Origin of the sequence: Onishia taeanensis, assembly GCF_003268885.1 — a bacterium.
Taxonomy (GTDB): Bacteria; Pseudomonadota; Gammaproteobacteria; order Pseudomonadales; family Halomonadaceae; genus Onishia; species Onishia taeanensis_A.
Genome location: NZ_QLSX01000003.1, coordinates 316,967 through 340,960, shown reverse-complemented (window position 1 = coordinate 340,960; position 23,994 = coordinate 316,967). Strand labels below are relative to the sequence as shown.

Genomic DNA, 23,994 nt, shown 5'->3' with positions numbered 1-23,994 from the left:
CCACCATGAACTCCTTTTCAGTACACGCCGCCCATCAACGCGAGAGGCGATCAGTATGGTTCGATATCCTGACGCGCTGGCTTCGCAAGCGGGCCCAAAGTGTCGAGGAAGGGAGTGGAACGGGTCTCGCTCCGGTACAGCGAAAAGTCCACCTGACGGTCACGGAAGCTCTTGAGTGGCTGACCCAGTCCCCGCAGCCCCGCCTCACGCTCGCGACGCACCCGTGTCATATCGATCTCGATCGGCATGACCTCTTCGCCGATGCCCGCCTGGTGAATGACATCCCCCGACGGCCCGACCACAATCGAGCGGCCGTTACCCAGCGCACCAGCACCGTTGATGTCGAAGAAATAGCACTGGTTGACCGCCGCATTGGTGCGCGCGATGGACAGTTCGATATCACGATCGATGGTGTCGGTCATGGTCGGGTGCAGGATCACCTCTGCGCCCATGGCTGCCAGGGTACGCGTGGTTTCCGGGAACCACATGTCGTAGCAAATCGAGACGCCGAAGCGACCGATGTTAGGCACGTCGAACACCACAAACTCGGTACCGCTTTCAACACCTGCCTCGTAGGGACGGAAGGGGAACATCTTGCGGAAACGATTGACCACCTGCCCCTGGGGATTGATCACGCTCAGGGTGTTATAGACCAGCTCACCGACCTGTTCGAACATCGAGCCTGGAATCAGCCACAGGCGATGCTTCTCGGCCAGCTCACAGAACATGGCCTCGGTACCGCTGGGCATGGGCTGCGCGTTCAGTGGGGAAGCGCCATGAGCCATCAGCTCGCTGAACACCACCATCTGAACATGGGGGAAGCGCGCCACCAGCATTTCGATGCGAGCGCGCATAGCATCGGTGTTGTCACCGTGGTGGGGTGCCTGGAGCTGAACCCCTGCAATCGTAAAATAAGACATGCGAACCTCTGCATTGCGATAGCCTAAAAACGATTGGTCGCCTTGTGCGCCAATCACCCTCGTAGTAGGCGATATCGCCAAACTGCTCGCTACGTTTCCAGCTTATGTCAGTTTTGCGTGAAGTGGAATCCACGAGATTTACACGGGCGCCATTTAATCAGACGCAAGCTCAATCGGTGGGGCCGTATGCTTGACGGTCTTGGTGACGATATAGGTGAAATAGCGCTGAATACCGATCTCCGACATCAGCCAGCCGTCGATCAGCCGCTGATAGGCATCGATGGTCTCTGCTTCGACCTTGATCAGATAATCGACACCACCCCCCACGGCCACGCACTCGGTGACCTCGGGGGTAGCCATGACCTCTGCCTCGAAGCGCTGGAAATCGCCCGCATGATGCGACTTGAGCTCGATCTGCACCCAGACCGGCGTCCGGCGCACCGCCATCCGGGCATTGAGGCGCGCGCCGTACCCTTCGATGATGCCGGCCTTCTCCAGTCGCCGCACCCGCTCCCAACAGGGGCTGACCGAAAGATTGATCGCCTCGGCCAGTCGCGATTTGGTAATGCGGCCGTCCTCGGCCAGGATCTCGAGGATCTTCAGATCATAACGATCGAGCTTCATCGTGGTCTCATCCGTCCAGGGCGTCGACGATATCGGCGATGACCGCGATGGTATCGCCCATACACACCTGGGCCGGGAAGCGACGCGCCACCAGCAGGCCGCTGCGCTCGGCGCGGTACTCGATCGGCGCGGTGCCGGTGCGGCTCATGTCATAGACCCGGGCGATTACCTCGCCCTCGCGGACCGGCTCACCCAGCGCCAGCGTCAGTTCCAGCAGCCCCTGATGCTCGCTCTGCACGTAGCAGGAGGCATCCGGCATATCGACGTAGACCTGAGGCTCGGCCGGCCCCTCGAGCTCGCCATCGATCAGACCGAAGTGAATCAGGAAGTTGTTGACGCCACGCTCGGCGATCTTCAGGCGCTCCGGCGTTGTGGTGCCGCCACCGCCCAACTCAGTGGCGACGAACACCTTGCCCTGGCGTTCCACGGCCGTGTCGAAGAGTTTCTCGGCGTCCAGTTCGAACATCATCATCGCCGTGGGCGCGCCGAAGGCCTTGGCGCCATCCAGGGCGCGGCGTTGCAAGTCTTGGTCCTCGAGCTGATGCGAGGCGGCGAAGGGCACGATGTCCAGGGTGCGCCCCCCCGAGTGCAGGTCCAGCACCACATCGCACATCGGCACCAGATAGCGGGTGAAGTAGTCGGCGATCTGTTCGGTCACTCCGCCATCCGGATTGCCCGGGAAACTGCGATTGAGGTTGCCGCTGTCCATTGGCGAGGTCCGTCGGCCGGCCTGAGCGGCCGGGGTATTCATCATCGGCACGATGATCACCCGACCGTGGACCTGCTCGACATCCAGCCCGTTGGCCAGCTTCATCAGCGCGGTCATGCCCTCGTACTCATCGCCATGATTGCCGCCGGTCAACAGCGCCGTGGGGCCCTCTCCGTGCTTGATCACGGTAATCGGGATCATCACCGCGCCCCAGGCCGACTCGTCGTTGGAGATCGGCAGCTTGAGGAAACCGTGTTGAACGCCCTCGGCCTCGAAGTCGACCGTGGCGGAAATGGGGCTTGGCCGCACTCGGCTGGCTGACATGCTCATGAAGGTCTCCTTATTTGACGAACAGCTGGCGTGGGAAGTCGGCCAGCGTTTCACAGCCTGTCTCGGTGATCAGAATGCTTTCGGTGATTTCCAGGCCCCAGTTCTCATCCCATAGCCCCGGCATGAAATGGAACGTCATGCCAGGCTCAAGAATGGTCTCGTCAGACGGGCGCAGACTCATGGTCCGCTCGCCCCAGTCCGGCGGATAGCTGATGCCGATGGGGTAGCCGCAGCGAGCGCCGCCACGGTCAAAGCCGTACTTGTCCATGGCCGAGCCCAGGGCCATGGCGATGTCCGCACAGCGGTTGCCGGGCTTGGCGACGGCCAGACCATTTTCGATGCCCTCGAGCAATGCCGACTCGGCGCGAATGAAGTCACGCGGCGGTGTGCCCAGATAAATGGTACGCGACATCGGCGCGTGATAGCGCTTGAAGACACCGGCGATCTCGAAGAAGGTGCCTTCCCCCTTGCGAAAGGGGGTGTCGTCCCAGGTCAGGTGCGGTGCTGCGGCATCGCTGCCCGTCGGCAACATCGGCACGATGGCCGGATAATCGCCGCCGAAGATCTTGCCCTGGTCATCGCGCCAGCCTTCGATACCGACCCGGTAAATCTCGGAGACCAGTTTGCTCTTGGGCAACCCCGGCTCGATCATCTCGAGGATACGTGAGTGCATTCCCTCGACGATCCGCGCCGCCACGCGCATGTACTCGACTTCTTGTGGCGACTTGATGGCCCGACACCAGTTGACCAGCGCATTGGCATCGATGAAGCGGGCGTGAGGTAGCTCGCGCAGCAGGCTCTGGTAGGCCTTGGCCGAGAAGTAATAGTTGTCCATCTCCATGCCCACCACGCCCTGATGCCAGCCGTAATACGGCAGGATGGTCTGAGCCAGGTAGTCCATGGGATGCATATCCGGATTCTGCACGTAGTAATCCGGGTAGTAGGTAATATTTTCCGGATCGATCCAGCAGGTCCGCAGGGCGCCGTTGGCGTCCATTCGCCGGCCATACCAGACCGGCTCGCCCTCGAGCCCTACCAGCACGCACTGGTGCACATAAAACGACCAGCCATCGTAGCCGGTTAGCCAAGCCATATTGGAGGGATCACTGACGATTATTACGTCAATACCACGGCTGGCCATCTCGGCACGCACCTTCCACAGCCGGCTTGCGTACTCCTCACGGGTGAAGGGCAGGGATACCTGAATCATGGGCCATTCGCCATCAAAGAATCACCAAAACCGGCCTTGCTGACCAAGGCCGGGACCATAGGGCGTGTTATCGCCACCAACATGTCGTTGCTACTGACAAACAGTGATTGCTATCAAGTGCTTGACACTCGATTATGACAATCATCGGTCATTGACCTAGTGCTGATACTAGCACCGGCGTTGAGCCCTCCGTCAAAGGCTTTATTGTCTTTTCTTGCCGGATCGTAAAAGCCCGCCCAAGCCCCGCATTAGAGCCACCGCACAGGAGCCGATTGCCATGCAGATTCTCATCCACTCCGCCGATGCCGAGCAGTGGCAAACAGCCATCGCCAAGGCTCTGCCAACGGCCACGGTCATCTCCAGCCATGTCACCCTGGAGGCACGCCATAACGCCGACTACCTGGTTGCCTGGCAGCCACCCGGCTGGCTGTTCGAGGAGCAGAAAGGGCTCAAGGGCATCATCAACCTCGGCGCTGGCGTGGACGCCCTGCTCAACAACCCGGCCCTGCCGGCGGGTGTACCGATCGTTAAGCTGCGCGATGCCGGCATGGCCGATCCGATGATCGACTACGTACGCTACGCCGTGCTGCACTTCCAGCGCGATTTCGACCGCTACGCTCGCCAGCAGGCACGCATCCAATGGCAGGAACAGCCACTGGCCCCCAAGGCCGAATGGGGCATCGGCGTACTGGGGCTTGGCGCTATCGGCGCGCGAGTGGCACAGACGCTGGCTGCCGATGGCTTTCCGGTTCACGGCTGGAGCCGCCGCCCCAAGGCGCTGGACGGCATCCGCTGCTATCACGGCGAGGAAGGCCTCGCGACCTTGCTTGGCCAGGTCAAGAGCCTCGTCACCCTGCTGCCGAACACGCCAGCGACCCGGGACATCATCAACGCCGAGACCCTGGCCGCCCTGCCCCCTGGCGCCAGCCTGATCAACCCCGGACGCGGCAGCCTGATCGACGAGGCCGCCCTGCTTGAAGCGCTGGGGCCCGTCGACGCCGAGACCAGGTCCGGAAAAGATGACGGAAACGGCGACACCGGACGGCTACGGGGCGCGGTGCTGGACGCCTTTGCGTACGAGCCGCTGCCTGCCGATAGCCCGCTGTGGCGACACCCGCGCGTACTGATTACCCCGCACATGGCCGCCCCCACGCCGCGTGATGCAGCCCTTGAGCAGGTAATAGACACCCTCAAGGCCTGGCAGGCCGGCGAACAGGTGCCAAGCGTCGACCCCGCCGCGGGCTACTGAGCCAGAGCGGCGACCCCGTCCAAGAACCTGAACGAAAATAAGCTGAAGGTCACTATCGGCCTGACGGGGGCTTAGAAACGGGCGCCAAGAAACATAGGGGTCAGCGCAGCACTCGGGCGAAAAGAATATCCTCGAAGTGCTGCATGGGCGTCACCGACTTGAGAGTCTTGGCCCGCAGCAGCGCCCCCTGCCAGCCGGCCAGGATGAAGCTCGCCAGGGCCTCGCTATCGGTGTCTGGCGCAATGTCGCCTGCGCTCCGGGCCTTCTCCAGGCAGACAGCCAGCCGACGCTCCCACTCCTTGAGAATGCCGTCCAGCCGCTCGCGAAACAGCGCGTTCCGCGCCGACAGTTCCTGGCCCAGATTCCCAATAAGACAGCCACGACTGTGGTCGCAGTCGGCCATGTCGGCACGCCCTGCAGCAAAGAAGCGCTGCAGCCGCTCAAGCGGGGGGCGATCATCGTCGAGCAGCTCGTCCAGGCGTTGCTCATAGGTGTCGGCAAAGGCCTCGATCACGGCAAGGCCGAAATCTTCCTTGCTCGAGAAATAGTGATAGAAGGAGCCCTTGGGCACCGCTGATGCCTTGAGTACGGCATTGATGCCGGTGGCGTGGTAGCCCTGTTCGGCAATCAGCTCGGCGCCGACCTGAATCAGGGTGTCGCGGGTAGTGGCATGCTTGGAGGTCATCGAACGGGCAGTCATGAAAGGATGAAACAGGGGAAACTGTCCAAAAGCGGACAGCACAGATAGACCGTACAAGATCATGATACGCAAGGCACCGGGAAGGTGGGAACCGGGAGATACGAACCGCCCCGGCAGCAGGCGCCGGCGGGGCGGGATTGGTCATAAAGTGTGGCCCGAGGGTGACGTGCTTACAGCAGGGCGTTGAACTGCTTGATCCATTCCGGGTGCGCGGGCCAGGCCGGCGCGGTCACCAGCTTGCCGCAGGTGATGGCATCCGTCACCGCGATATCGGCGAATTCGCCACCGGCCAGATGAACCTCGGGAGCGCAGGCCGGGTAGGCGGAGACACGCCGCTTGTCGAGAGACACCGCCGCTGCCAGCAGTTGGGCACCGTGGCAGATCGACGCCACCGGCTTGTCGGTATCGAAGAAGTGGCGCACGACTTCAAGCACTCGCTCGTCGAGACGCAGGTATTCCGGCGCCCGACCGCCCGGCACGACCAGACCGTCGTAGTCGGCGGGGTCGATCTCGGCGAAAGTGGCGTTAAGCGCGAAATTATGTCCCGGTTTCTCGGTGTAGGTCTGGTCGCCCTCGAAGTCGTGAATAGCGGTCTTGACGCTATCGCCCTCACGCTTGTCCGGGCAGACGGCGTCGACTTGATGCCCCATGGCCTGCAAGGCCTGAAAGGGCACCATGATTTCGTAGTCCTCGACGAAGTCGCCGGCAATCAACAATAGCTTGGCCATAGAGAGCATCCTCTTATCCATAAGTGACGGGGCATCAAGCAACCGCAGACACGCGCAGCCGTCGGCGGTGCTGAGGAATCAGGTTAGCGCGCAATTCATTACAACGATAGCCGCGGAACCTTTCCCCCCACCACCTATCACAACCATGATGATTTCAGCATGACGGCTCGACTACCACCCCTGAAGCCCCGACTCGGGAGAGATGCAGATGAACCTCGCCACACCGAGGCGCCAACGACACCTGATGAGACTACTATCAGGGTTCGCTCTACTGCTCATCGCCTCCTTCAATGCCTTTGCGGCCGACGATGCGGCCGCGCCGCGCACCTTCGAGGCCACCTACCGTCTGGAAATCGACGGCTGGCCGGATGCCGACATCAGCCACAGCCTGAAGCGTCAGGGCGGGGCCTGGGTCAGTGAGATGCGCGCCTCCGTTGCCGTGGCCAATGGCTGGGAGCGTGGCCGTTTCACCCTCGGTGACGACGGAGTAACCAGTAGCGAATACGCCGGCGGCTATTCGCTGCTCGGCATCGGCGAGGATTACCATATGGGCCAGAGTGAGCTTGCCGCCTGGCCCGACCGCCAGGCGGCACTGTTCGAGCTCTCGCGACAGGCCGACCAGGTCTCTTGCTGGCACCCTCAGGTAGCGCCCTGCACCCTGAGATATACCAACTACAAGGGCGAGACGAAGAGCTTTCACTACCGCCGCCTCGAGACCACCACCCTCGACCTGCCGGCCGGCAACTTCCCGGCGGTGACCATTGCCCTGTGGCGCGGCGAACATCCCGATCGCGATCTTCGCCTGACCTTCAGCCCAGAGGTGCCGGGCCTGCTGCTGGCGGCCGACTATTTCAAGAACGGCGAACGCACGAGCCACCTGCGTTTGAGAAGGCTGCGCTTCAACGACCTGGCCAAGGCCAACTGAGGAGCGGCCAACTCGGGCTGGCCAGCTACAGAGAGACAATCCCGCTAAGCAACGCTCACGATCATTACGTTCGCTGATTCCCCATCAGCGAAAATCATTTCTCCTCATATAAGAGTCTGGTTACAGTAGCGCCTCCTGGTCGCCACATCGGCGACCCGCTGGTTAATGGAGGACCGATGCTGTCCGGCCTGCTTATCGTATTGCTGCCCCTGATTCTCGGCTACCTGGTGCCGCTGAAACATGAAAGCCTGCTGGCGGCGGTCAACCGCGCCGTCAACGGCGCCATCTACGTCATCCTGCTACTGATGGGCGTTGGCCTCGCCGGCCTGGATAACCTGGGCGGGCAGCTGTCACGGCTGGGGGGCCAGACCCTGCTGCTGTTCCTGATCACCGCCGCCTGCAATCTGCCTGCGCTGTGGTGGCTGTCACGACGCAGCGCCCTGCATGCTAACGGCGCAACGGTCGTCAAGGGGGCACCGACCAGCAAGCTGGCGGCCATGGGTGGCTCGCTGCTGCTGGTCGCAGTGGTGATCGCGGGGGTGCTGCTAGGCTTGGCCGGCAAGGCATTGGCCATCGACGGTCTGCATGGCGGCGCCGAAACACTCGCCGAGTGGGTGCTCTATGTGCTGTTAGCCCTGATCGGCTGCCAGTTGCGCAACTCCGGCATGTCGCTCAGGCAGATCCTGCTCAACCGCCACGGCCTGGCGATCGCCGCCACGGTCGCGGTCAGTTCACTGGCTGCTGGCCTGATCGCCGCCCCGCTGATGTCGCTTGAGTGGAACGAGGGGCTGGCCATGGCCGCCGGCTTCGGCTGGTATTCGCTGTCGGGCATCCTGATCGGCGACCAGTTGGGTCCGCTACTCGGCGGGGTGGCCTTCTTCAACGACCTGGCCCGGGAACTGATGGCTTTCATTCTGATCCCGCTGGTCATTCATCGCGCCACACCGCTCGCCATCGGCTATGGCGGCGCTACCTCGATGGACTTCACCCTGCCGGTCATCCAGCAGCATGGCGGCGTGGCCTGCGTGCCCATCGCCGTGGTCAGCGGCTTCATCCTATCGCTGCTTTCACCGCCGCTGATCCTGTTCCTGCTGTCACTGTAAATTCTCCCAAGAGCGAGGGAGGACGGGCGTTTAACCGAAGCGGATATGTCACAATACTACCGAGGTGATTTTCCCAAAAGGTAGCGTAGGCTATTCGCATCAGCCTGAAAAATGCCCCCGTCCAGGCCGTGGGGGATTGCTGGAAGTGAGTCACCATGAGCACCATTGCCCCCGTTTCTTCCTGCTTTCTCCGTGATCCGGCGCTCCCCTTCATTGAGGCGCGCCTGGTGGCTGATGGCAATGCCCTGAGCCATGCTCTCCATAGTCACGATTGTCACTCCTTCGGCGCCATCACCTCGGGATGCTCGCACTACTGGAGCCGTGGCCAGGGTCAGAAGGTCAGTGCTGGCGATGTGGTGGTCATCAACCCAGAGGACCGCCACGCTTGCAATGCTGTTCAAGACACGTCCTGGGGCTATCACATGCTGTATCTGGATAGCCAATGGCTGGCCGCACGCTGTCCTTCACTGCACGCTGATGACCAGGCGGACGTGCCGATGTTCGCCGCGCGGGTCAGCCGTGACCCTCGCCTCCACCAGGCCATCATCGCGCTGGGTTTTGCTCTCGCCGATCATGATACTCCCCGCATGGAACGAGAAAGCCGCGCCGAACTCATGGCAGAGCGCATACAGGAAGTACTCCATCCCCAGCGCCATTCGCCTATCCCGCCGGTACATTTGGCTCGTGCACTGGACCTACTGGCAACCGATTGGCACCGAGACCTGACACTCAAAGAGCTATGCCAGGCCGCCGAGTGCAGCGCCACCAGTCTGATCGCCGCCTTTCGCCGGCATCACGGCCTGACACCCCACGCCGCTCTGATCGACCTGAGGGTGCGCCATGCGCGCCAACAACTGCGCTTGGGTACTTCCATCGCAGACGTCGCCCAGGCCTGTGGATTCGCTGATCAGGCTCACCTGCAACGCACCTTCAAGCGTCTGCTGGCGACAACACCGGGGCACTATCTGGGACGCCGCTAGCCGCTGCCCCCTCAACCCAGCAACACAAGACCTGCGCTTAGCACCAGCAGTCCCGCTAACCCACGATTGATACACTGCATTCGGTGGGGCGACGATACCCAACCGTTCAACTGCCCCCCCGCCAGCGCCCACAGACTGATCGATAACGCGCACAGGCTGCCCCACAGCACGGCGAATACTGTCACCAGCGCCGGATCGCCATCTGCCGCGAAGGCCCCCATTCCCGCAACGGATGCCAACCAGGCCTTGGGGTTTATCCATTGCATAAAAGCGCCAGTGCACGCCCCCGCCGGCTCGGCTACCCGATCCATGTCGAGCTCACCATCGCTACGCGCTAGCCTCCAGGCCAGCCAGATCAGAAAGGCCACCCCGCCCAGGCGCACCAGATGGCGAAGCAACGGCCATTGCTGCCACAGTTCCACCATGCCGATCCCAATCAACCACAGCAGCAGGGTGAAACCAGCGCTGGCCCCCATTACCAGCGGCATAGCACCGCGCCAACCTACGTGAATGGCCGTTGATAGCACCAGCAGATTCACCGGACCAGGAGAAACGGACGCCGCCACAGCGAAGGCAGACATGGACACTAATAAAGATACCGACAAGGACATGGGACGACTCCACGAGACACGATGGCCCCATGTTGGCTAACCACCAGTGCTTCGTATTGAAGGAAATTTCAGCCAGCCGCATCCATCAACCTTCTGCCGTATCTTTTCTGGGTATTCCCTGGCAAGCACCTGCATGACCAAAGCAGCGTCATATCCACCCAGAAGCCCGACCGCCGGGGGTACACCCAAAGTCTAGGTTGATGGCAACCAACGCCGGGGCTAGTGTTTCCTTATCATCCAACTTAAACGATTAAGTTTGCATTTAATCACCGCCAGTCGCCCTGGTTTGCCACCAGGATTCGCCCATTCAGACAACAACAACACGACAAGGAATGCCTGATGATCAAGAAACTGATTCCCGCCATCGCACTGGCCAGCATCGCTGGCACCGCCACCACCCAGGCTCAGGCCGCTGAGCTGACCATTTCCTGCGGTGCCGTCGGCGCCGAACTGGCCCTGTGCGAGGAAGGCGTGAAGGCCTGGGAAGACAAAACCGGCCACACCGTCAACATCGTCTCGACGCCCAACTCTTCTACCGAACGTCTCTCGCTCTATCAGCAGATTCTGTCTGCCCAGTCCAGCGACATCGATGTGATGCAGATCGACGTAGTCTGGCCAGGCCTACTCGCCAACCACCTGCTCGACCTGAAAAAAGTCCTCGGCGAGGACGCCGCCGCCGGCCACTTCGACACCATCGTCGCCAACAACACCATCGACGACCGCCTGGTGGCCATGCCCTGGTTCACCGACGCCGGCGTGCTCTACTACCGCAAGGATCTGCTCGAAAAATACGGCCATGAGGCGCCCGAGACCTGGGAAGAGATGACCGCGATCGCCGAGGAAATCCAGGACGCCGAGCGGGCCGCCGGCAACGAGCGCATGTGGGGCTACGTCTTTCAGGGCCGCGCCTATGAGGGCCTGACCTGTAATGCCCTGGAATGGGTGGCGAGCAACGGCGGCGGCACCATCGTCGATGCCGACGGCGAAATCACCATCGACAATGCCAAGGCCGCCGAAGCGTTGGACCTGGCGGCAAGCTGGATCGGTGACATCTCACCGGAAGGCGCCCTCAACTACACCGAGGAAGAGGCCCGCGGGGTCTTCCAGTCCGGCAATGCGGTCTTCATGCGCAACTGGCCCTATGCCTGGTCGCTTGCACAGAGCGAGGACAGCGACGTGCGCGATCAGGTCGGCGTGGTCAAGCTGCCCCGCGGGGCCGATGGCCAAAACGCCGCGGGGCCGGGCGGCGAAAACCAGAGCGCCGCGACTCTGGGAGGCTGGAACCTGGCGGTCTCCAAGTACACCGAGTCCCCCGAGGTTGCGGCCGAGCTGGTGGCCTTCCTGACAGGCGAGGCCGAGCAGAAGCGCCGCGCCATCCAGGGCGCCTACAACCCGACCATCGCCAGCCTCTATGACGACGAGGAAGTACTGGCGGCCGTGCCCTTCTTCGGCACGCTCTACGACACATTCACCAATGCCGTCGCCCGCCCCTCTGCCCCCACCGGGGACAACTACGGCCGCGTCAGCAACAGCTTCTTCAATGCCGCACACAGCGTGCTGTCTGGTAACCAGACCGGCGCCGAGGCGGTCTCCCAGCTGGATAGCGAGCTGTCGCGCATCAAGCGTCGTCGCTGGTAACCGGAGGTCGTCATGTCCACTCCTGCAACCGAAAGCGCCTCCCGGGTGGGGGCGCGCTCTACCAAGGCGGGCTATCGAGGCACCAAGGTCCGCCGCCAGCGGGTTCGCGCCGCCTGGATGTTCCTGATTCCGATGCTGATCACCCTGGCGCTTGTCGCCGGCTGGCCGCTGGCGCGGACCTTCTACTTCAGCTTCACCGACGCCTCGCTGTCGGATACCGCCGGTGCCGCCTGGATCGGCATCGAGAACTACCTGGTCTTCGATGATGGCCACTGGTACGGCATCCTCACCGACCCGGTATGGTGGCAGTCGGTGTGGAACACCCTGTTCTTCTCGGTGGTATCGGTGTCCCTCGAAGTGGTGTTCGGCATCATCGTCGCCCTGCTGCTCAACGCCGAATTCAAGGGCCGCATGCTGGTGCGTGCCGCGGTGCTGATTCCCTGGGCCATCCCCACCATCGTCTCGGCCAAGATGTGGGCCTGGATGCTCAATGACCAGTTCGGGATCATCAACCACCTGCTGATGGCCATGGGCCTGATCGATGCGCCCCTGGCCTGGACCGCCGATGCAACCCTGTCGATGTGGGCGGTGATCATGGTCGACGTCTGGAAGACCATTCCCTTCGTCGCGCTGCTGGTGCTGGCCGCGCTGCAGATGCTGCCCAAGGATTGCTATGAAGCCGCCGAGGTCGACGGCATCCACCCGGTCAAGGTGTTCTTCCGGGTCACCCTGCCGCTGATCACCCCGGCCCTGCTGGTCGCCGTGATCTTCCGCCTGCTCGACGCCCTGCGCGTGTTCGACGTCATCTATGTGCTGACCTCGAACTCCACCAACACCATGACCATGTCGATCTACGCCCGTCAGCAACTGGTCGAGTTCCAGGACGTGGGCTACGGCAGCGCCGCCTCGACCCTGCTGTTCCTGATCATCGCGCTGGTGACCATCCTCTATCTGTATCTGGGCCGCCGCCAGTTGGGAGTCGACGAATGAACCGTTATCAGCAGATCAAGCTCGCCAAGCAGGTCGGCAAGTGGGCCCTGATCGCCGTGATCATGGTCTACGCCATTTTCCCCTTCTATTACGCCGTGATCACTTCGCTGAAACCCTCGAGCGAGCTGTTCCAGGTCGATTACTGGCTGTCCTCGGTGGACTTTGGCAACTACGCAGAGATCTTCTCCCAGGACAGCTTCATTCAGGCCATCGGCAACTCGATTCTGGTCGCCATCAGCGTGGTGTTCATTGCCCTGCTGCTGGGTGTGACCGCCTCCTATGCCCTGGGGCGGGTGCGCTTTCGCGGCCGCACCACGGTGATGCTGGTGGTCCTCGGCGTGTCGATGTTCCCGCAGGTCGCGGTGCTCTCGGGCCTGTTCGAGGTCATTCGCACCCTGAACCTGTACAACAGCCCCGGCGGCCTGATCCTGAGTTACACCATCTTCACTCTTCCGTTCACCGTCTGGGTGCTGACCACCTTCATGCGTCAGCTGCCGATGGAGCTCGAGGAGGCCGCCATCATGGACGGCGCCACCCCCTGGGTGACCCTCACCAAGGTGTTCCTGCCGCTGATGTGGCCGGCCATGGCGACCACCGGCCTGCTGGCCTTCATCGCCGCCTGGAACGAGTTCCTGTTCGCCCTGACCTTCACCCTGACCGACAGCCAGCGCACCGTGCCGGTCGCCATCGCGCTGATCTCTGGCGGTAGCCAGCATGAGCTGCCCTGGGGGCCGATCATGGCCGCGTCGGTCACCGTCACCGTGCCGCTGGTCATCCTGGTGATGATCTTCCAGCGCCGCATCGTCTCCGGCCTCACCGCCGGCGCCGTCAAAGGATAACGCTCATGTCATCGATGGAATCCAAGATGCAAGAATCAACGTTCTGGTGGCGCGGCGGCGTCATCTATCAGATCTACCCGCGCAGCTTCATGGACAGCAACGGCGATGGTATCGGCGACCTGCCGGGCATCACCGACAAGCTCGACTATGTGGCCTCGCTGAACGTCGATGGTATCTGGCTGTCGCCCTTCTTCACCTCGCCGATGCTCGATTTCGGCTACGACATCAGCGACTACCGCGACGTCGACCCGATGTTCGGCACCCTCGAGGACTTCAAGACGCTGCTCGAGCGTGCCCATGCGCTGGGTCTCAAGGTGATGATCGACCAGGTGATCAGCCACACCTCCGATCAGCACCCCTGGTTCCAGGAGAGCCGCCAGGACCGCACCAATGACAAGGCCGACTGGTTCGTGTGGGCGGACCCCAAGCCCGACGGCACGCCGCCCAACAACTGGCTGTCGATCTTCGGCGGCTCGGCCTGGACCTTCGATTCGCGCCGCCAGCAGTACTACCTGCACAACTTCCTGGAAAGCCAGCCGGACGTGAACTTCCACAACCCGGCGGCGCGCCAGGCCCAGCTCGACAACATGCGCTTCTGGCTCAAGCTCGGTGTCGACGGTTTCCGTCTCGACACCGTCAACTTCTACTTCCATGACCTCGAGCTTCGCGACAATCCGCCGGTACCGGCGGGCGAGGCCAAGACCCTGGGGGCGCCGGCCACCAACCCCTACACCTGGCAGCGCCACGTCTATGACCTGAGCCGCCCGGAGAATCTTGATTTCCTCAAGGACCTGCGCGCCCTGATGGACGAGTTCCCCGGTACTACCACGGTGGGCGAGATCGGCGACGACAACCCGCTTGAGCGCATGGCCGAATACACCGCCGGCGGCGACAAGCTGCACATGGCCTATGGCTTCGATCTGCTCAATGCCCCGCATTCGGCCGGCTATATCCGCGAGGTGATCGAACGCTTCCAGCGCCTGGCCGGCGATGCCTGGCCGTGCTGGGCGCTGTCCAATCATGACGTGATGCGCAGTGCGACCCGCTGGGGCGCCGACGAGGACCCCATCGCCTACCCCAAGGTGGCGCTTTCCATGGTGATGTCGCTACGCGGCAGCGTCTGCCTTTACCAAGGCGAGGAACTGGGACTGCCGGAGGCCGACGTGCCCTTCGAGCGTATCCAGGACCCCTATGGCAAGGTGCTGTGGCCGGAATTCAAGGGTCGCGACGGCTGCCGCACGCCGATGCCCTGGAGCGATGACCTCCAAGGCGGCTTCTCCCCGGTCGAGCCCTGGCTGCCGGTAGAGACTCGCCACCTGCTGCTCTCGGTAGCCCGTCAGCAGGATGACGCCGACTCGGTGCTCAACGCTACCCGCGCGATCTTGGCCTTCCGGCGCGATCATCCGGCGCTGATCGACGGCGAGCTGTCGCTGGTCGAGGTCGGCGAGGATCTGCTCGGCTTCATCCGCGAGGCGGACGAACGGGCAGGCGGCGAACGACTGCTATGCGTCTTCAACCTGACCGGGAAGCCCCAGGAGACCACCCTGCCGGCCTCTCTCGGCGAGCACGCCCGGCTGCTCGACGGCCCCGGCTTCCAGGCGGGCCTTGAGGCATCGCAGCTGACATTGCCGGCCTATCAGGCCGCCTTTATCTCGCTCGATTAACCCCTTTTCATATGCTGGCGCCTGAGGCGCCGGCAGGGAGTCGCAAGATGGCAAGCGTGAACCTCACACAGATCAACAAGATCTTCGGCAGCACCCACATCATCAAGGACCTTGATCTTGAGGTCGGCGATGGTGAGTTCGTGGTCTTCGTCGGCCCCTCGGGCTGTGGCAAGTCGACCCTTTTGCGCCTGATCGCCGGGCTCGAGTCGATCACCGACGGCGACATGCACTTCGCCAACGACCTGGTCAATGACCTGCCGCCCCGGGAGCGCGGCGTGGGCATGGTCTTCCAGTCCTATGCGCTCTATCCGCATATGACGGTATACGAGAATATGGCGTTCGGTCTCAAGCTCGCCAAGACCGACAAGCAGAGCATCGAGCAACGGGTGATGGAAACGGCCCGCATCCTGCAGCTCGAGGAGCTACTGCAGCGCAAGCCCAAGGAACTCTCCGGCGGCCAGCGTCAGCGCGTGGCCATGGGCCGTGCCATGGCCCGCGAGCCGCGCATCCTGCTGTTCGATGAGCCGCTCTCCAACCTGGATGCCTCGCTGCGCGTGCAGATGCGCAACGAGATCGCCCGGCTGCACCATCGGCTGGGTTCGACCATGATCTACGTCACCCACGATCAGGTCGAAGCCATGACGCTGGCCGACAAGATCGTGGTGCTGAGGGACGGTCGCATCGAACAGGTCGGCAGCCCCCAGACGCTCTATCAGCAACCCGCCACCAAGTTCGTTGCCGGCTTCATCGGCTCGCCAACCATGAACTTCCTGCCCGCCGAGCTGGTCTCGGGCGGCGACGAGGGCTGCCGAGTACGCGCCGAGGGACTGGGTGAGCTGGCCCTGCCCCAGGACGCAAGCGCTCAGGCCAAGGGGGCTGCCCTGTCCCTTGGCGTGCGTCCCGAGCATCTGAGCCTCGCCGAGGCCCAGGGCGACAACCGCTTCGAGATCGTCAACGTCGAGTACCTGGGCAATGAGGTCTATGTCTATCTCGAGCCCAAGGCCGGCGAGGCGCTGCTGATTCATCGCAGCGAAGCCCCCAGCCAGTGGCAGGTTGGCCAGCAGGTCGCCCTAGTACCACAGCTCGAACACGTGCACCTGTTCGATTCAAGCGACCGGGCCCTGGGGCTCGCCAAGGCCGCTGCGGCCGCCTGAGACCCCGACATCCCATAGCGCTCCCGCCACCGGCTGACGGTGGCGGGCACTCCTTTCACCGGTCTGTCACCAGCCTGTCACGAGCGGTATCATCGAGCCGAGATCCTATCGTCATGGAACCGCCTGTGAGTGCTGCCCCACCCCGCATCACCCTGAAAGACCTGGCTCGGGAGCTTGGCGTATCAACGGCCAGCGTCTCCAACGCCTTCAACCGCCCCGACCAGTTGTCGCCCAAGCTGCGCGAACGCATTCTCAGCGAGGCACAGCGACTCGGCTACTCAGGCCCCGATGCCAAGGCGCGCAGCCTGCGTACCGGTCGCTCGCGGATCATCGCCGTGGTGCTCGCCGAAACCCTGACCTACAGCCTCAATGACGCCGTGGCAAGCGAGTTGCTGGCCGGCATCGCCGAGGTGCTCGACGTCCACGGTCATACGCTGCTGCTGCTTTCGGGCCGACAGCATGTCTCCCAGGCCCCCGGCTCGGCCAACATCGCCGATGGCTTTATCGTCTATGGCCTGATGCCAAGCCTCAAGGTGCTGAACGACATACCGGCCCAGCGTCCTATGGTGGCGGTCGACTTCAATATCCAGTCGCGTCCCAGCGTGCATGTCGACAACGAACCCGCCAGCTATGCCGTTGCCAGCCATGCTCTGACCGCGCGCCCCAAGCGCCCCGGGATCATCAACCTGCGCCTGACAGAATCGCCCTGCAACGGCAGGGTCACCGCCGAGCACACCTTGCTGGCCGCCGGCCAAACCATCACCCGTTCGCGGCTGGCCGGCTTTCATCGCGCCCTTGAGGGGCAGGGCTTTGACCCGGCCACGGTGCCGATGTGGAACATCGAGGAGAACACCTTTGATGTCTGCGCCCCAGTGATCGGTGAGATTCTCGACCTCCCCGACGACGAACGTCCCGACCTCTTGCTATGCATGTCCGACCGCATCGCCCTGACCGTGCTCACCCTCGCCGAGCGGCGGGGCCTGCGCATTCCCGAAGACCTGCGCCTGACCGGCTTTGACGGCATCGCCGAGGGACAGAACCGGGATCCGCGGCTGACCACCATCCGCCAGGACAGCCATGAGAAGGGCCGCATCGCCGCACGTATGATCCTGGGGCTGGCGCCTCGGGAAGACTGCATGCTGCACACCGAGCTGATTCTCGGCGACACCTGCCCGTAAAAATGCTGACCTTAATAACGAGACGCTGGAGAGCCCGGCCTTAGAGAGCGCTGCCCTCTCAGTGCCATGACTAGGGCCTTGGCTAGGTTATTGGCTAGGTTATTGGCTAGGTTATTGGCTAGTTCTTGGAGGTTCTTGGATGGTTCTTGATTAGTTCTGGACACAAGACGCTTCGCACTTCTCGGCTCCCTCAAGCCACCGCGTCACCTCTTGCGAGACTGCCAGGGTTGCACGTTCTTTCCCCTCTTCCCCAATGCCCGACATGCGATCATGGCCACCTGCCGTTACTCGTATTGCAACACCTCTTACAGAAGAGCCTCCCTCTGACAGCACGTCTCTTTCAACAGAGCTCTTTAGGGACGTTAAAAAAGCATTGCTCTGGAAGCCAGGTTCTAGCAACCCGGTCCTAGCATCCCAGCCCTGGAAACCAAGCTCTGGGACTAAAGCTCTAGAAAAGAAGCTCTGTGAGCTGGGTTCTCTCAGCGCCCCGATGATTGGAGTATTCATGTCTGCCCCTCCTGCCTCACCATCTCATCCTCCTCGCCGCCCATGGCTGGCGCGGCTGTCTGCTATCGCGATACTGGCGCTCGCCGTCGCCGTGGCTGGCTACTGGCTGACGCATCGTCCCCAGGCGCCCAAACGCGCGCCAGCCGAACGCCCGGTGCCGCGCGTCGAGGTGATGACGGTCGAGCACCAGGCCGAGGCACCGGTGCTGAACGCCCATGGCCGCGTGCTGGCCGCCCGGGAAACGACTCTGTCGACCTCTATCAACGGCCGCCTGGAGGCCTTCGCTCCGCAGGTCGAACCGGGCCGCCGGGTCGCCAAGGGGCAGTGGCTGGCAAGGCTCGAGCGCACCGACTACGAACTGGCCCTGCGCGAGGCAGAGGCGTCGCTTGCCAGCGCCGAGTCGGATCTTGCCTCCGAACAGGGCGAGCAGATCCGCGCCGCCGCCGAGTACAGGACCTTTGGCCGCGACCTTCCCCCGGCCAGGCGAGCCCTGGTACTGCGCGAGCCCCAGCTCAAGGCGGCCAAGGCCGCTGTGGAAACCGCTCGCGCCCAGCGCGACCGCGCTCAGGCCGACCTGGCACGCACTGAGGTTACCGCCCCCTTCGATGCCGTGATTCAGGAGAAGCTGGTCGGCGAAGGGGCCGGGCTTGGCGCCTATGCCGACATCCTCAGCCTGGTCGGCATCGAGCGCTTCTGGGTGCGCCTCAACCTGCCTCAGGAGGCGCTGACCTGGCTTGACACTCACACTGCCGACGGCCACGGCAGCCGCGTGGAGCTCGACAGCCCCGCCTGGCCCGACGGCCAGATCCGTGAGGGCGAAGTGTGGAGTGTGCTGCCGAGCCTCGAGGAAAGCGGCCTGATGACCCAAGTGATGGTGGCGGTGGATGACCCGTTGGCACTCGAACATGAAGGCGCTCCGGCGCTGCGCCTGGGTGACCTGCTGGAAGCACGGCTGTATCCCGCGCAGACCCGCCAACTGATCCGCATACCGGTCTCGGCGCTGCGCGGCAACCGCAGGGTCTGGCTGCTCGATGAAAACAACCACCTGAGAATGCGTGATGTCGAACTCGCCCATCGAGGCGACGAAGTCGCGCTGATCGAGTCGGGCCTGAACGACGGCGAGCGTGTGATACTGGGCAACCTGGCCAATGCCGAGGCCGGCATGGCGTTGAAGGCCCGTGACAGCGAGATGGCCGAATCCACAGACAGCCCCTCCGGCGACGCAGCAGCAACGCCCCACCAGGAGGGCAACGCATGAGCCAGACCCCTGATCACCGTCGCATCCGCGGCCCTATCGCCTGGATGCGTGATCACGGCGTAGCCGCCAATCTGCTGATGCTGTGTCTGATCCTCGGCGGCCTGTGGAGCTCGACCCTGATCACCAAGGAGGTCTTCCCACGCTTCACGCTGGAAAACGTCAATGTATCGGTGAGCTACCCGGGCGCGACGCCCGAAGAAGTCGAGCAGAGCCTGCTGCTGGCCATGGAATCGGCCGTGCAGGATGTCGAGGGCACCGACAAGATCACCGCCACCGCCCGAGAAGGCAGCGGCTCGCTGTCGATCGAGCTGCAGGACGGCATCGAGACGATGCGCGCCTATCAGGATATCCAGCAGGCCATCGATGGCCTGACCACCCTGCCCGACGCGGCCGAGGCGCCACGCTATTCGCTCAGCGGTCATTCCCGCTCGGTCATAGAACTGATGCTGCACGGCGACACCGATGCCTTGACACTGCGTGACGTGGGCGAACGGCTGCGCAGCGAACTGCTGTCGGGCGACGGCATCACCAAGGTCGAGCTATCCGGCATTCGGGACCGACAGGTGCAGGTGACCCTCGACCAGACGGCGCTGCGCCGCTACGGCCTCGACCATGGCGACCTGGCAACCCGCATCGGCAACGAGGCCCTGAACCTCGCCGGCGGCAGCCTCGACACCCGGGACGGCGAATACATGGTGCGCTACGAGGCACGCCGCGAGGGCGCCGCGGACTTCGCTCGGCTGCCGGTAATGTCGACCCAGGATGGCAGCGTGATCCGCCTCGGCGATATCGCCACCATCAAGGATGGCTTCGCCGACAGCGACAGCGAAGTACTCTACGACGGCCAACCCGCCATCGGTCTGGATATCTATCAGGTCGGCGACCAGACCCCGACCGAACTCTCGGCCGTGACCCGGGCGCTGCTGCCGGCCCTGCGCGCAAGCCTGCCCGAGGGACTCTCGCTGAGCGTCGCCGACGATGACTCGGAGATTTATCAGGACCGCCTGGAACTGCTGCTCAAGAACGCCTGGCTGGGGCTGGCGCTGGTGCTGGTGCTGCTCGGGCTCTTCCTCGAGGCGCGTCTGGCATTCTGGGTCACCCTGGGCATTCCCACCGCCTTTTTGGGCTCTCTGCTGTTTCTGCCGCTGATGGATGTCTCGATCAACATGATCTCGATGTTCGCGTTCATCATCGCGCTAGGCATCGTGGTCGACGACGCCATCATCGTCGGGGAAAACATCCACGCCCACCGGGAGCGTGGCGCTAGCCCCCGGGAGGCGGCGATCCTCGGTGCCCGTGAGATCGCCGTGCCGCTGGCCTTCGCGATTCTCTCCAACATCGTCGCCTTCCTGCCGCTGCTGTTTCTGCCCGGCTTCCTCGGCCTGATCTTCGGCATCATTCCGATGGTAGTGATCTGCATCTTCGCCCTGAGCTGGATCGAAGCGGTGTTCATTCTGCCCGCCCACCTGAGCCATGCGAGTCGCGCGCCAAACCGCCTGCTAGCTCCGCTTGACCGACTGCGTCGCCGGGTACAGGGCAGCCTCGACCGCTTTACGCAGGGCCCCTTTCGCTCACTGCTGGAACGAAGCCTCGACTACCGCGGCCTGACCGTGGCGCTGGCCATGGCAATGCTGGTCCTGGCGCTCGGTTGGCTGGGCAGTGGCCGACTCGGCTTTACCCTCATGCCGCGGGTAGAATCCCACCAGGCCGGCGTCACCGCCAACCTGCCGGCGGGCAGCCCGATCACCGACGACCGGGCGCTGCGCAACCAGCTGCTGGCCGCCCTCAAACGGGTGGAACAGCGTGACGATGGCCCGGTACTGGCTGCCAGCAGCGCCACCATCGATGCCGATAGCCTCAGCGTAGTGGCCTTCCTCGATACCGAGGTCGACGACAACTGGTCTACCGGCCAACTCAGCCGCGCCTGGCGTGAGGAGGTCGGCCACCCGACCGGCGCCGACACCCTGCTGTTCGAATCCGACGTGGGCGGCCCCGGCAGTGGCGCCGGCCTGACGATACGTCTTTCTGCCGCTGACAGCGCCTCGCTGGAAAAGGCCGCCAAGCGTGTTGCCGAGCGGCTCGCCGACTACCAGCCGCTCTCCGACATCGACAGCGGCCTTGAGAATGGCAAGCGTGAGCTGCGCCTGTCGTTGACCGCCACCGGCCGTGCCCTGGGGCTAGATGGTAGCGACCTGGCGAGCCAGCTGCGCGGCCCCCTGCAAGGCGCTACCGCCCTCAAGCAACAGCAGGGCCGCAATGAGGTCGAGGTCAAGGTATTGCTGCCCGAGAGCGACCGAACCAGCCTCGCCCAGCTCGAGGGGCTCAGCGTGCTGACGCCGGACGGCGTCGAGGTCCCCCTGTCGCGGGTCGCCCAGATCATCACCGACACCGCCGCGTCGACCATTACCCGCATCAATGGGCGGCGGGTCATCGACGTCACCGCCAACGCCACTCCGCCGACGGCGGTCAATCAAGTGATCACAAGCCTCGAAGAGGAGGTCTTTCCCCAATTACGCGCCGACATACCCGGACTTAACATTGGCTTTGGCGGTCGACAGCAGGAGACCAGCGACAACTTGAAAAGCCTCCAGACGTCGTTGCTGTTCACCCTCGCCGCGCTCTATCTGCTGCTGGCGATTCCCTTTCGCAGCTACCTGCAGCCGCTGCTGGTCATGGCGGCGATTCCCTTCGGCCTGATCGGCGCGGTGATCGGTCACCTGCTGATGGGCTATGGGTTGTCGGTGATCAGCCTGCTCGGCATGCTGGCGCTATCGGGGATCGTCATCAACGACGCCCTGGTGCTGATCGACACCGCCAACCGGCACCGCCGGGCCGGGCAAGATCCGCGCAGTGCGGTGACCGCGGCCGCCCTGCGCCGGCTGCGCCCGATCCTGCTGACGACGCTCACCACCTTTTTCGGTCTGGCGCCGATGATCTTCGAGACTTCCCGTCAGGCGCGCTTCATGATCCCGATGGCGATCTCGATCGGCTTCGGGATCCTGTTCGCTACCCTGATCCTGCTGCTGCTGGTTCCCTCGCTGTACCTGCTGATCGAGGATGCCCGCCGAACCCTGGGCATGCCTCGGCGCACTGAAGCAGACGAGCACGATACGGACGACCACAGCGCGCAGTCTCCTGATGGAGAAACCCCCTACCTGGAGTCGCCATGACTGATGACGCTCTGCCTGCAAAACGCCGCCTGGCGCGCCCGGCTCTCTCGGTGCTGGGCCTCAAGCTGTTCGCGATTATCCTGATCGTCAACGTGGCGATTTCCGGGCTGGTCTTCGTCGGCGTGTCGCGAAGCATCAATAACGGCTTCATCGACTATCTAGAGACCACTCAGGCTGAGCTGGTGAATAACCTCGCCAACGCCCTCGGCGAAGAGTGGGGACGCCATGGCAACTGGCAGTGGCTGCGCACCGATCCGCGAGGCTGGCGAGAACTGGTGCGCCGTCAGCTGTGGCCGGATGGCCGACCACCTCAGATCGGCATCAAGCGCGATCTGGCCCGGGACCGGGACTTCGTGCTGCATGACGAGAACGGGCTGCCGGTGATCGGCCTGCCTCCTCGCCGTGACAGACTGCCGGCGAGGCTTGAGTGGGTGCCGATCCGCTATGAGGGTCGCCAAGTCGGCACACTGGGCTATGTGCCGCCAGACCAACTGATGGAACACTTGGACGAGCTCTTCCTCGATCAGCAGCAGCGCAACCTGGGGATCATCGTCGCCTCACTGGTGTTGGCCTCCCTGCTCCTGGCAGGCGGCTTGTCCTGGTGGCTCGGTCGACGCACCCAGAGCATGGCGCTGGCCACCCGCCGCCTCACCCAGGGCGACTATGGCGCTCGCCTCACCGAACGCGGTCGCGATGAGCTATCGCGCCTCTCCCAGGACTTCAACGTGCTGGCCGCGACCCTCGAAGCCAACCGCGAGTCGCGACAGCGCTGGGTGACGGATATCGCCCACGAGTTACGCACCCCGCTTGCGGTGCTGCGCGGCGAGATCGAGGCCATGCAGGACGGCATCCGCCCGCTGGACCAGGACAATCTGGACTCGCTATCCCAGGAAGTCGGCCAGCTCGAACGCCTGGTCGGCGACCTGCGCTTACTCGCCCAAAGCGATGCCGGGGCCCTGGAGGTCTCGCTGGCCCCTCTGGACCTGGCCGACAGCCTCAGGGGGCGCCTGGACGATGCCAAGGGCTGGATCGCCGAGCACGACATCACCCTTGCAAGCGACATCCCCCCCCCCATGATGATTCGCGGCGATGCCCAGCGGCTGCGCCAGCTGTGGAGCAACCTGATCGATAACACCCTGGCCTACACCACGGCGCCGGGACAGCTTCGGGTCACACTAGAGAGGCAAGGCCAGATGGCACGTCTGACCTGGGAAGACAGCGCACCCGACGTGCCGGAGGCGGAACTTGAGCGGCTTACCCAGCGGCTGTATCGCGTTGAAGGGTCCCGCAGCCGCAAGAGCGGCGGCTCGGGACTCGGGCTCTCGATCGCCGCGGCGCTGGTCAGCGCCCACGGTGGGACCCTGCATGCCACGCCTTCCCCCCTTGGCGGGCTATGCTGGACCATCGACTTTCCCCTGATGCCTAATGCCTGACACCTAATGCCTGAAAACTGATACCTGAATACTGATACTTGAAAACCAGGCCCCACTGAACCCACGGAATCCCC

General features: G+C 63.4%; 20 protein-coding genes. 13 read left to right on the top strand and 7 right to left on the bottom strand.

Annotation, left to right across the window (positions count from 1 at the left end):
- Window positions 1-50: 50 nt before the first annotated feature.
- From BCL93_RS06375 to doeA, 4 genes are all read right to left on the bottom strand, one after another.
- Window positions 51-920: a carbon-nitrogen hydrolase family protein gene (locus BCL93_RS06375; RefSeq protein WP_112054252.1), complete on the bottom strand. Its 870-nt coding sequence runs from the start codon at window positions 918-920 to the stop codon at window positions 51-53.
- Window positions 921-1,073: 153 nt separating this feature from the next.
- Complete coding sequence (locus BCL93_RS06370; protein WP_112054251.1) at window positions 1,074-1,544, bottom strand: Lrp/AsnC family transcriptional regulator; 471 nt, start codon at window positions 1,542-1,544, stop codon at window positions 1,074-1,076.
- 7 nt (window positions 1,545-1,551) lie between these two features.
- Entirely contained in the window at window positions 1,552-2,583 is a 1,032-nt protein-coding gene (gene doeB / locus BCL93_RS06365; protein ID WP_112054250.1) for a N(2)-acetyl-L-2,4-diaminobutanoate deacetylase DoeB, read from the bottom strand.
- A gap of 10 nt (window positions 2,584-2,593) precedes the next feature.
- Window positions 2,594-3,793: an ectoine hydrolase DoeA gene (doeA, locus tag BCL93_RS06360; RefSeq protein ID WP_112054249.1), complete on the bottom strand. Its 1,200-nt coding sequence runs from the start codon at window positions 3,791-3,793 to the stop codon at window positions 2,594-2,596.
- A gap of 277 nt (window positions 3,794-4,070) precedes the next feature.
- On the opposite strand from doeA, the gene BCL93_RS06355 reads away from it, so the two are divergent.
- Window positions 4,071-5,042 (top strand): 2-hydroxyacid dehydrogenase, encoded by a 972-nt coding sequence (locus BCL93_RS06355; protein WP_112054248.1) that lies wholly within the window; start codon window positions 4,071-4,073, stop codon window positions 5,040-5,042.
- 100 nt (window positions 5,043-5,142) lie between these two features.
- On the opposite strand, the gene BCL93_RS06350 is transcribed toward BCL93_RS06355, so the two are convergent.
- Window positions 5,143-5,727: a TetR/AcrR family transcriptional regulator gene (locus tag BCL93_RS06350; RefSeq protein ID WP_112054247.1), complete on the bottom strand. Its 585-nt coding sequence runs from the start codon at window positions 5,725-5,727 to the stop codon at window positions 5,143-5,145.
- Between the two features lie 185 nt (window positions 5,728-5,912).
- Window positions 5,913-6,470, bottom strand: coding sequence for a DJ-1/PfpI family protein (locus tag BCL93_RS06345; RefSeq protein ID WP_112054246.1), 558 nt, complete (start codon window positions 6,468-6,470; stop codon window positions 5,913-5,915).
- A 244-nt stretch (window positions 6,471-6,714) separates the two neighbouring features.
- On the opposite strand from BCL93_RS06345, the gene BCL93_RS06340 reads away from it, so the two are divergent.
- The 3 genes from BCL93_RS06340 to BCL93_RS06330 all read left to right on the top strand — a co-directional run bounded on the left by BCL93_RS06340 (window position 6,715) and on the right by BCL93_RS06330 (window position 9,478).
- The gene (locus BCL93_RS06340; RefSeq protein ID WP_112054245.1) at window positions 6,715-7,395 is read left to right on the top strand and encodes a hypothetical protein; all 681 of its coding nucleotides are present in this window, start codon (window positions 6,715-6,717) and stop codon (window positions 7,393-7,395) included.
- A gap of 176 nt (window positions 7,396-7,571) precedes the next feature.
- Window positions 7,572-8,498, top strand: a complete 927-nt coding sequence (locus tag BCL93_RS06335) for a lysine exporter LysO family protein (RefSeq protein WP_112054244.1) — start codon at window positions 7,572-7,574, stop codon at window positions 8,496-8,498.
- A 155-nt stretch (window positions 8,499-8,653) separates the two neighbouring features.
- Window positions 8,654-9,478 (top strand): helix-turn-helix transcriptional regulator, encoded by an 825-nt coding sequence (locus tag BCL93_RS06330; protein ID WP_112054243.1) that lies wholly within the window; start codon window positions 8,654-8,656, stop codon window positions 9,476-9,478.
- An 11-nt stretch (window positions 9,479-9,489) separates the two neighbouring features.
- Here BCL93_RS06330 and BCL93_RS06325 read toward each other — a convergent pair whose 3' ends face one another.
- Window positions 9,490-10,059 (bottom strand): LysE family translocator, encoded by a 570-nt coding sequence (locus tag BCL93_RS06325; protein ID WP_220086244.1) that lies wholly within the window; start codon window positions 10,057-10,059, stop codon window positions 9,490-9,492.
- Between the two features lie 372 nt (window positions 10,060-10,431).
- Between BCL93_RS06325 and BCL93_RS06320 the strand changes: the two genes are divergently transcribed.
- From BCL93_RS06320 to BCL93_RS06280, 9 genes are all read left to right on the top strand, one after another.
- Entirely contained in the window at window positions 10,432-11,727 is a 1,296-nt protein-coding gene (locus BCL93_RS06320) for an ABC transporter substrate-binding protein (protein ID WP_112054391.1), read from the top strand.
- Between the two features lie 12 nt (window positions 11,728-11,739).
- On the top strand, window positions 11,740-12,717 hold the full coding sequence (locus BCL93_RS06315; RefSeq protein ID WP_112054241.1) for a carbohydrate ABC transporter permease: 978 nt from the start codon (window positions 11,740-11,742) through the stop codon (window positions 12,715-12,717).
- Window positions 12,714-13,556, top strand: a complete 843-nt coding sequence (locus BCL93_RS06310; protein ID WP_112054240.1) for a carbohydrate ABC transporter permease — start codon at window positions 12,714-12,716, stop codon at window positions 13,554-13,556. The genes BCL93_RS06315 and BCL93_RS06310 overlap by 4 nt, the downstream gene beginning before the upstream one ends.
- A gap of 26 nt (window positions 13,557-13,582) precedes the next feature.
- Window positions 13,583-15,220, top strand: coding sequence for an alpha-glucosidase family protein (locus BCL93_RS06305; RefSeq protein WP_112054390.1), 1,638 nt, complete (start codon window positions 13,583-13,585; stop codon window positions 15,218-15,220).
- Between the two features lie 47 nt (window positions 15,221-15,267).
- The gene (locus BCL93_RS06300) at window positions 15,268-16,374 is read left to right on the top strand and encodes an ABC transporter ATP-binding protein (protein ID WP_112054239.1); all 1,107 of its coding nucleotides are present in this window, start codon (window positions 15,268-15,270) and stop codon (window positions 16,372-16,374) included.
- 125 nt (window positions 16,375-16,499) lie between these two features.
- Entirely contained in the window at window positions 16,500-17,552 is a 1,053-nt protein-coding gene (locus tag BCL93_RS06295) for a LacI family DNA-binding transcriptional regulator (protein WP_258396016.1), read from the top strand.
- A gap of 505 nt (window positions 17,553-18,057) precedes the next feature.
- Complete coding sequence (locus BCL93_RS06290) at window positions 18,058-19,317, top strand: efflux RND transporter periplasmic adaptor subunit (RefSeq protein WP_181463044.1); 1,260 nt, start codon at window positions 18,058-18,060, stop codon at window positions 19,315-19,317.
- A complete protein-coding gene (locus BCL93_RS06285; RefSeq protein ID WP_112054237.1) occupies window positions 19,314-22,487 on the top strand; it encodes an efflux RND transporter permease subunit in 3,174 nt (1,057 codons plus the stop codon). Before BCL93_RS06290 ends, BCL93_RS06285 begins: the two co-directional genes overlap by 4 nt.
- Window positions 22,484-23,920, top strand: a complete 1,437-nt coding sequence (locus BCL93_RS06280; protein WP_112054236.1) for an ATP-binding protein — start codon at window positions 22,484-22,486, stop codon at window positions 23,918-23,920. Before BCL93_RS06285 ends, BCL93_RS06280 begins: the two co-directional genes overlap by 4 nt.
- Window positions 23,921-23,994: the final 74 nt, after the last annotated feature.

Coding starts and splice junctions, on each gene's coding strand:
- BCL93_RS06375 (WP_112054252.1), bottom strand. CDS start 920: ATGTCTTATTTTACGATTGCAGGGGTTCAGCTCCAGGCACCCCACCAC.
- BCL93_RS06370 (WP_112054251.1), bottom strand. CDS start 1,544: ATGAAGCTCGATCGTTATGATCTGAAGATCCTCGAGATCCTGGCCGAG.
- doeB (WP_112054250.1), bottom strand. CDS start 2,583: ATGAGCATGTCAGCCAGCCGAGTGCGGCCAAGCCCCATTTCCGCCACG.
- doeA (WP_112054249.1), bottom strand. CDS start 3,793: ATGATTCAGGTATCCCTGCCCTTCACCCGTGAGGAGTACGCAAGCCGG.
- BCL93_RS06355 (WP_112054248.1), top strand. CDS start 4,071: ATGCAGATTCTCATCCACTCCGCCGATGCCGAGCAGTGGCAAACAGCC.
- BCL93_RS06350 (WP_112054247.1), bottom strand. CDS start 5,727: ATGACCTCCAAGCATGCCACTACCCGCGACACCCTGATTCAGGTCGGC.
- BCL93_RS06345 (WP_112054246.1), bottom strand. CDS start 6,470: ATGGCCAAGCTATTGTTGATTGCCGGCGACTTCGTCGAGGACTACGAA.
- BCL93_RS06340 (WP_112054245.1), top strand. CDS start 6,715: ATGAGACTACTATCAGGGTTCGCTCTACTGCTCATCGCCTCCTTCAAT.
- BCL93_RS06335 (WP_112054244.1), top strand. CDS start 7,572: ATGCTGTCCGGCCTGCTTATCGTATTGCTGCCCCTGATTCTCGGCTAC.
- BCL93_RS06330 (WP_112054243.1), top strand. CDS start 8,654: ATGAGCACCATTGCCCCCGTTTCTTCCTGCTTTCTCCGTGATCCGGCG.
- BCL93_RS06325 (WP_220086244.1), bottom strand. CDS start 10,059: ATGTCTGCCTTCGCTGTGGCGGCGTCCGTTTCTCCTGGTCCGGTGAAT.
- BCL93_RS06315 (WP_112054241.1), top strand. CDS start 11,740: ATGTCCACTCCTGCAACCGAAAGCGCCTCCCGGGTGGGGGCGCGCTCT.
- BCL93_RS06310 (WP_112054240.1), top strand. CDS start 12,714: ATGAACCGTTATCAGCAGATCAAGCTCGCCAAGCAGGTCGGCAAGTGG.
- BCL93_RS06305 (WP_112054390.1), top strand. CDS start 13,583: ATGCAAGAATCAACGTTCTGGTGGCGCGGCGGCGTCATCTATCAGATC.
- BCL93_RS06300 (WP_112054239.1), top strand. CDS start 15,268: ATGGCAAGCGTGAACCTCACACAGATCAACAAGATCTTCGGCAGCACC.
- BCL93_RS06290 (WP_181463044.1), top strand. CDS start 18,058: ATGTCTGCCCCTCCTGCCTCACCATCTCATCCTCCTCGCCGCCCATGG.
- BCL93_RS06285 (WP_112054237.1), top strand. CDS start 19,314: ATGAGCCAGACCCCTGATCACCGTCGCATCCGCGGCCCTATCGCCTGG.
- BCL93_RS06280 (WP_112054236.1), top strand. CDS start 22,484: ATGACTGATGACGCTCTGCCTGCAAAACGCCGCCTGGCGCGCCCGGCT.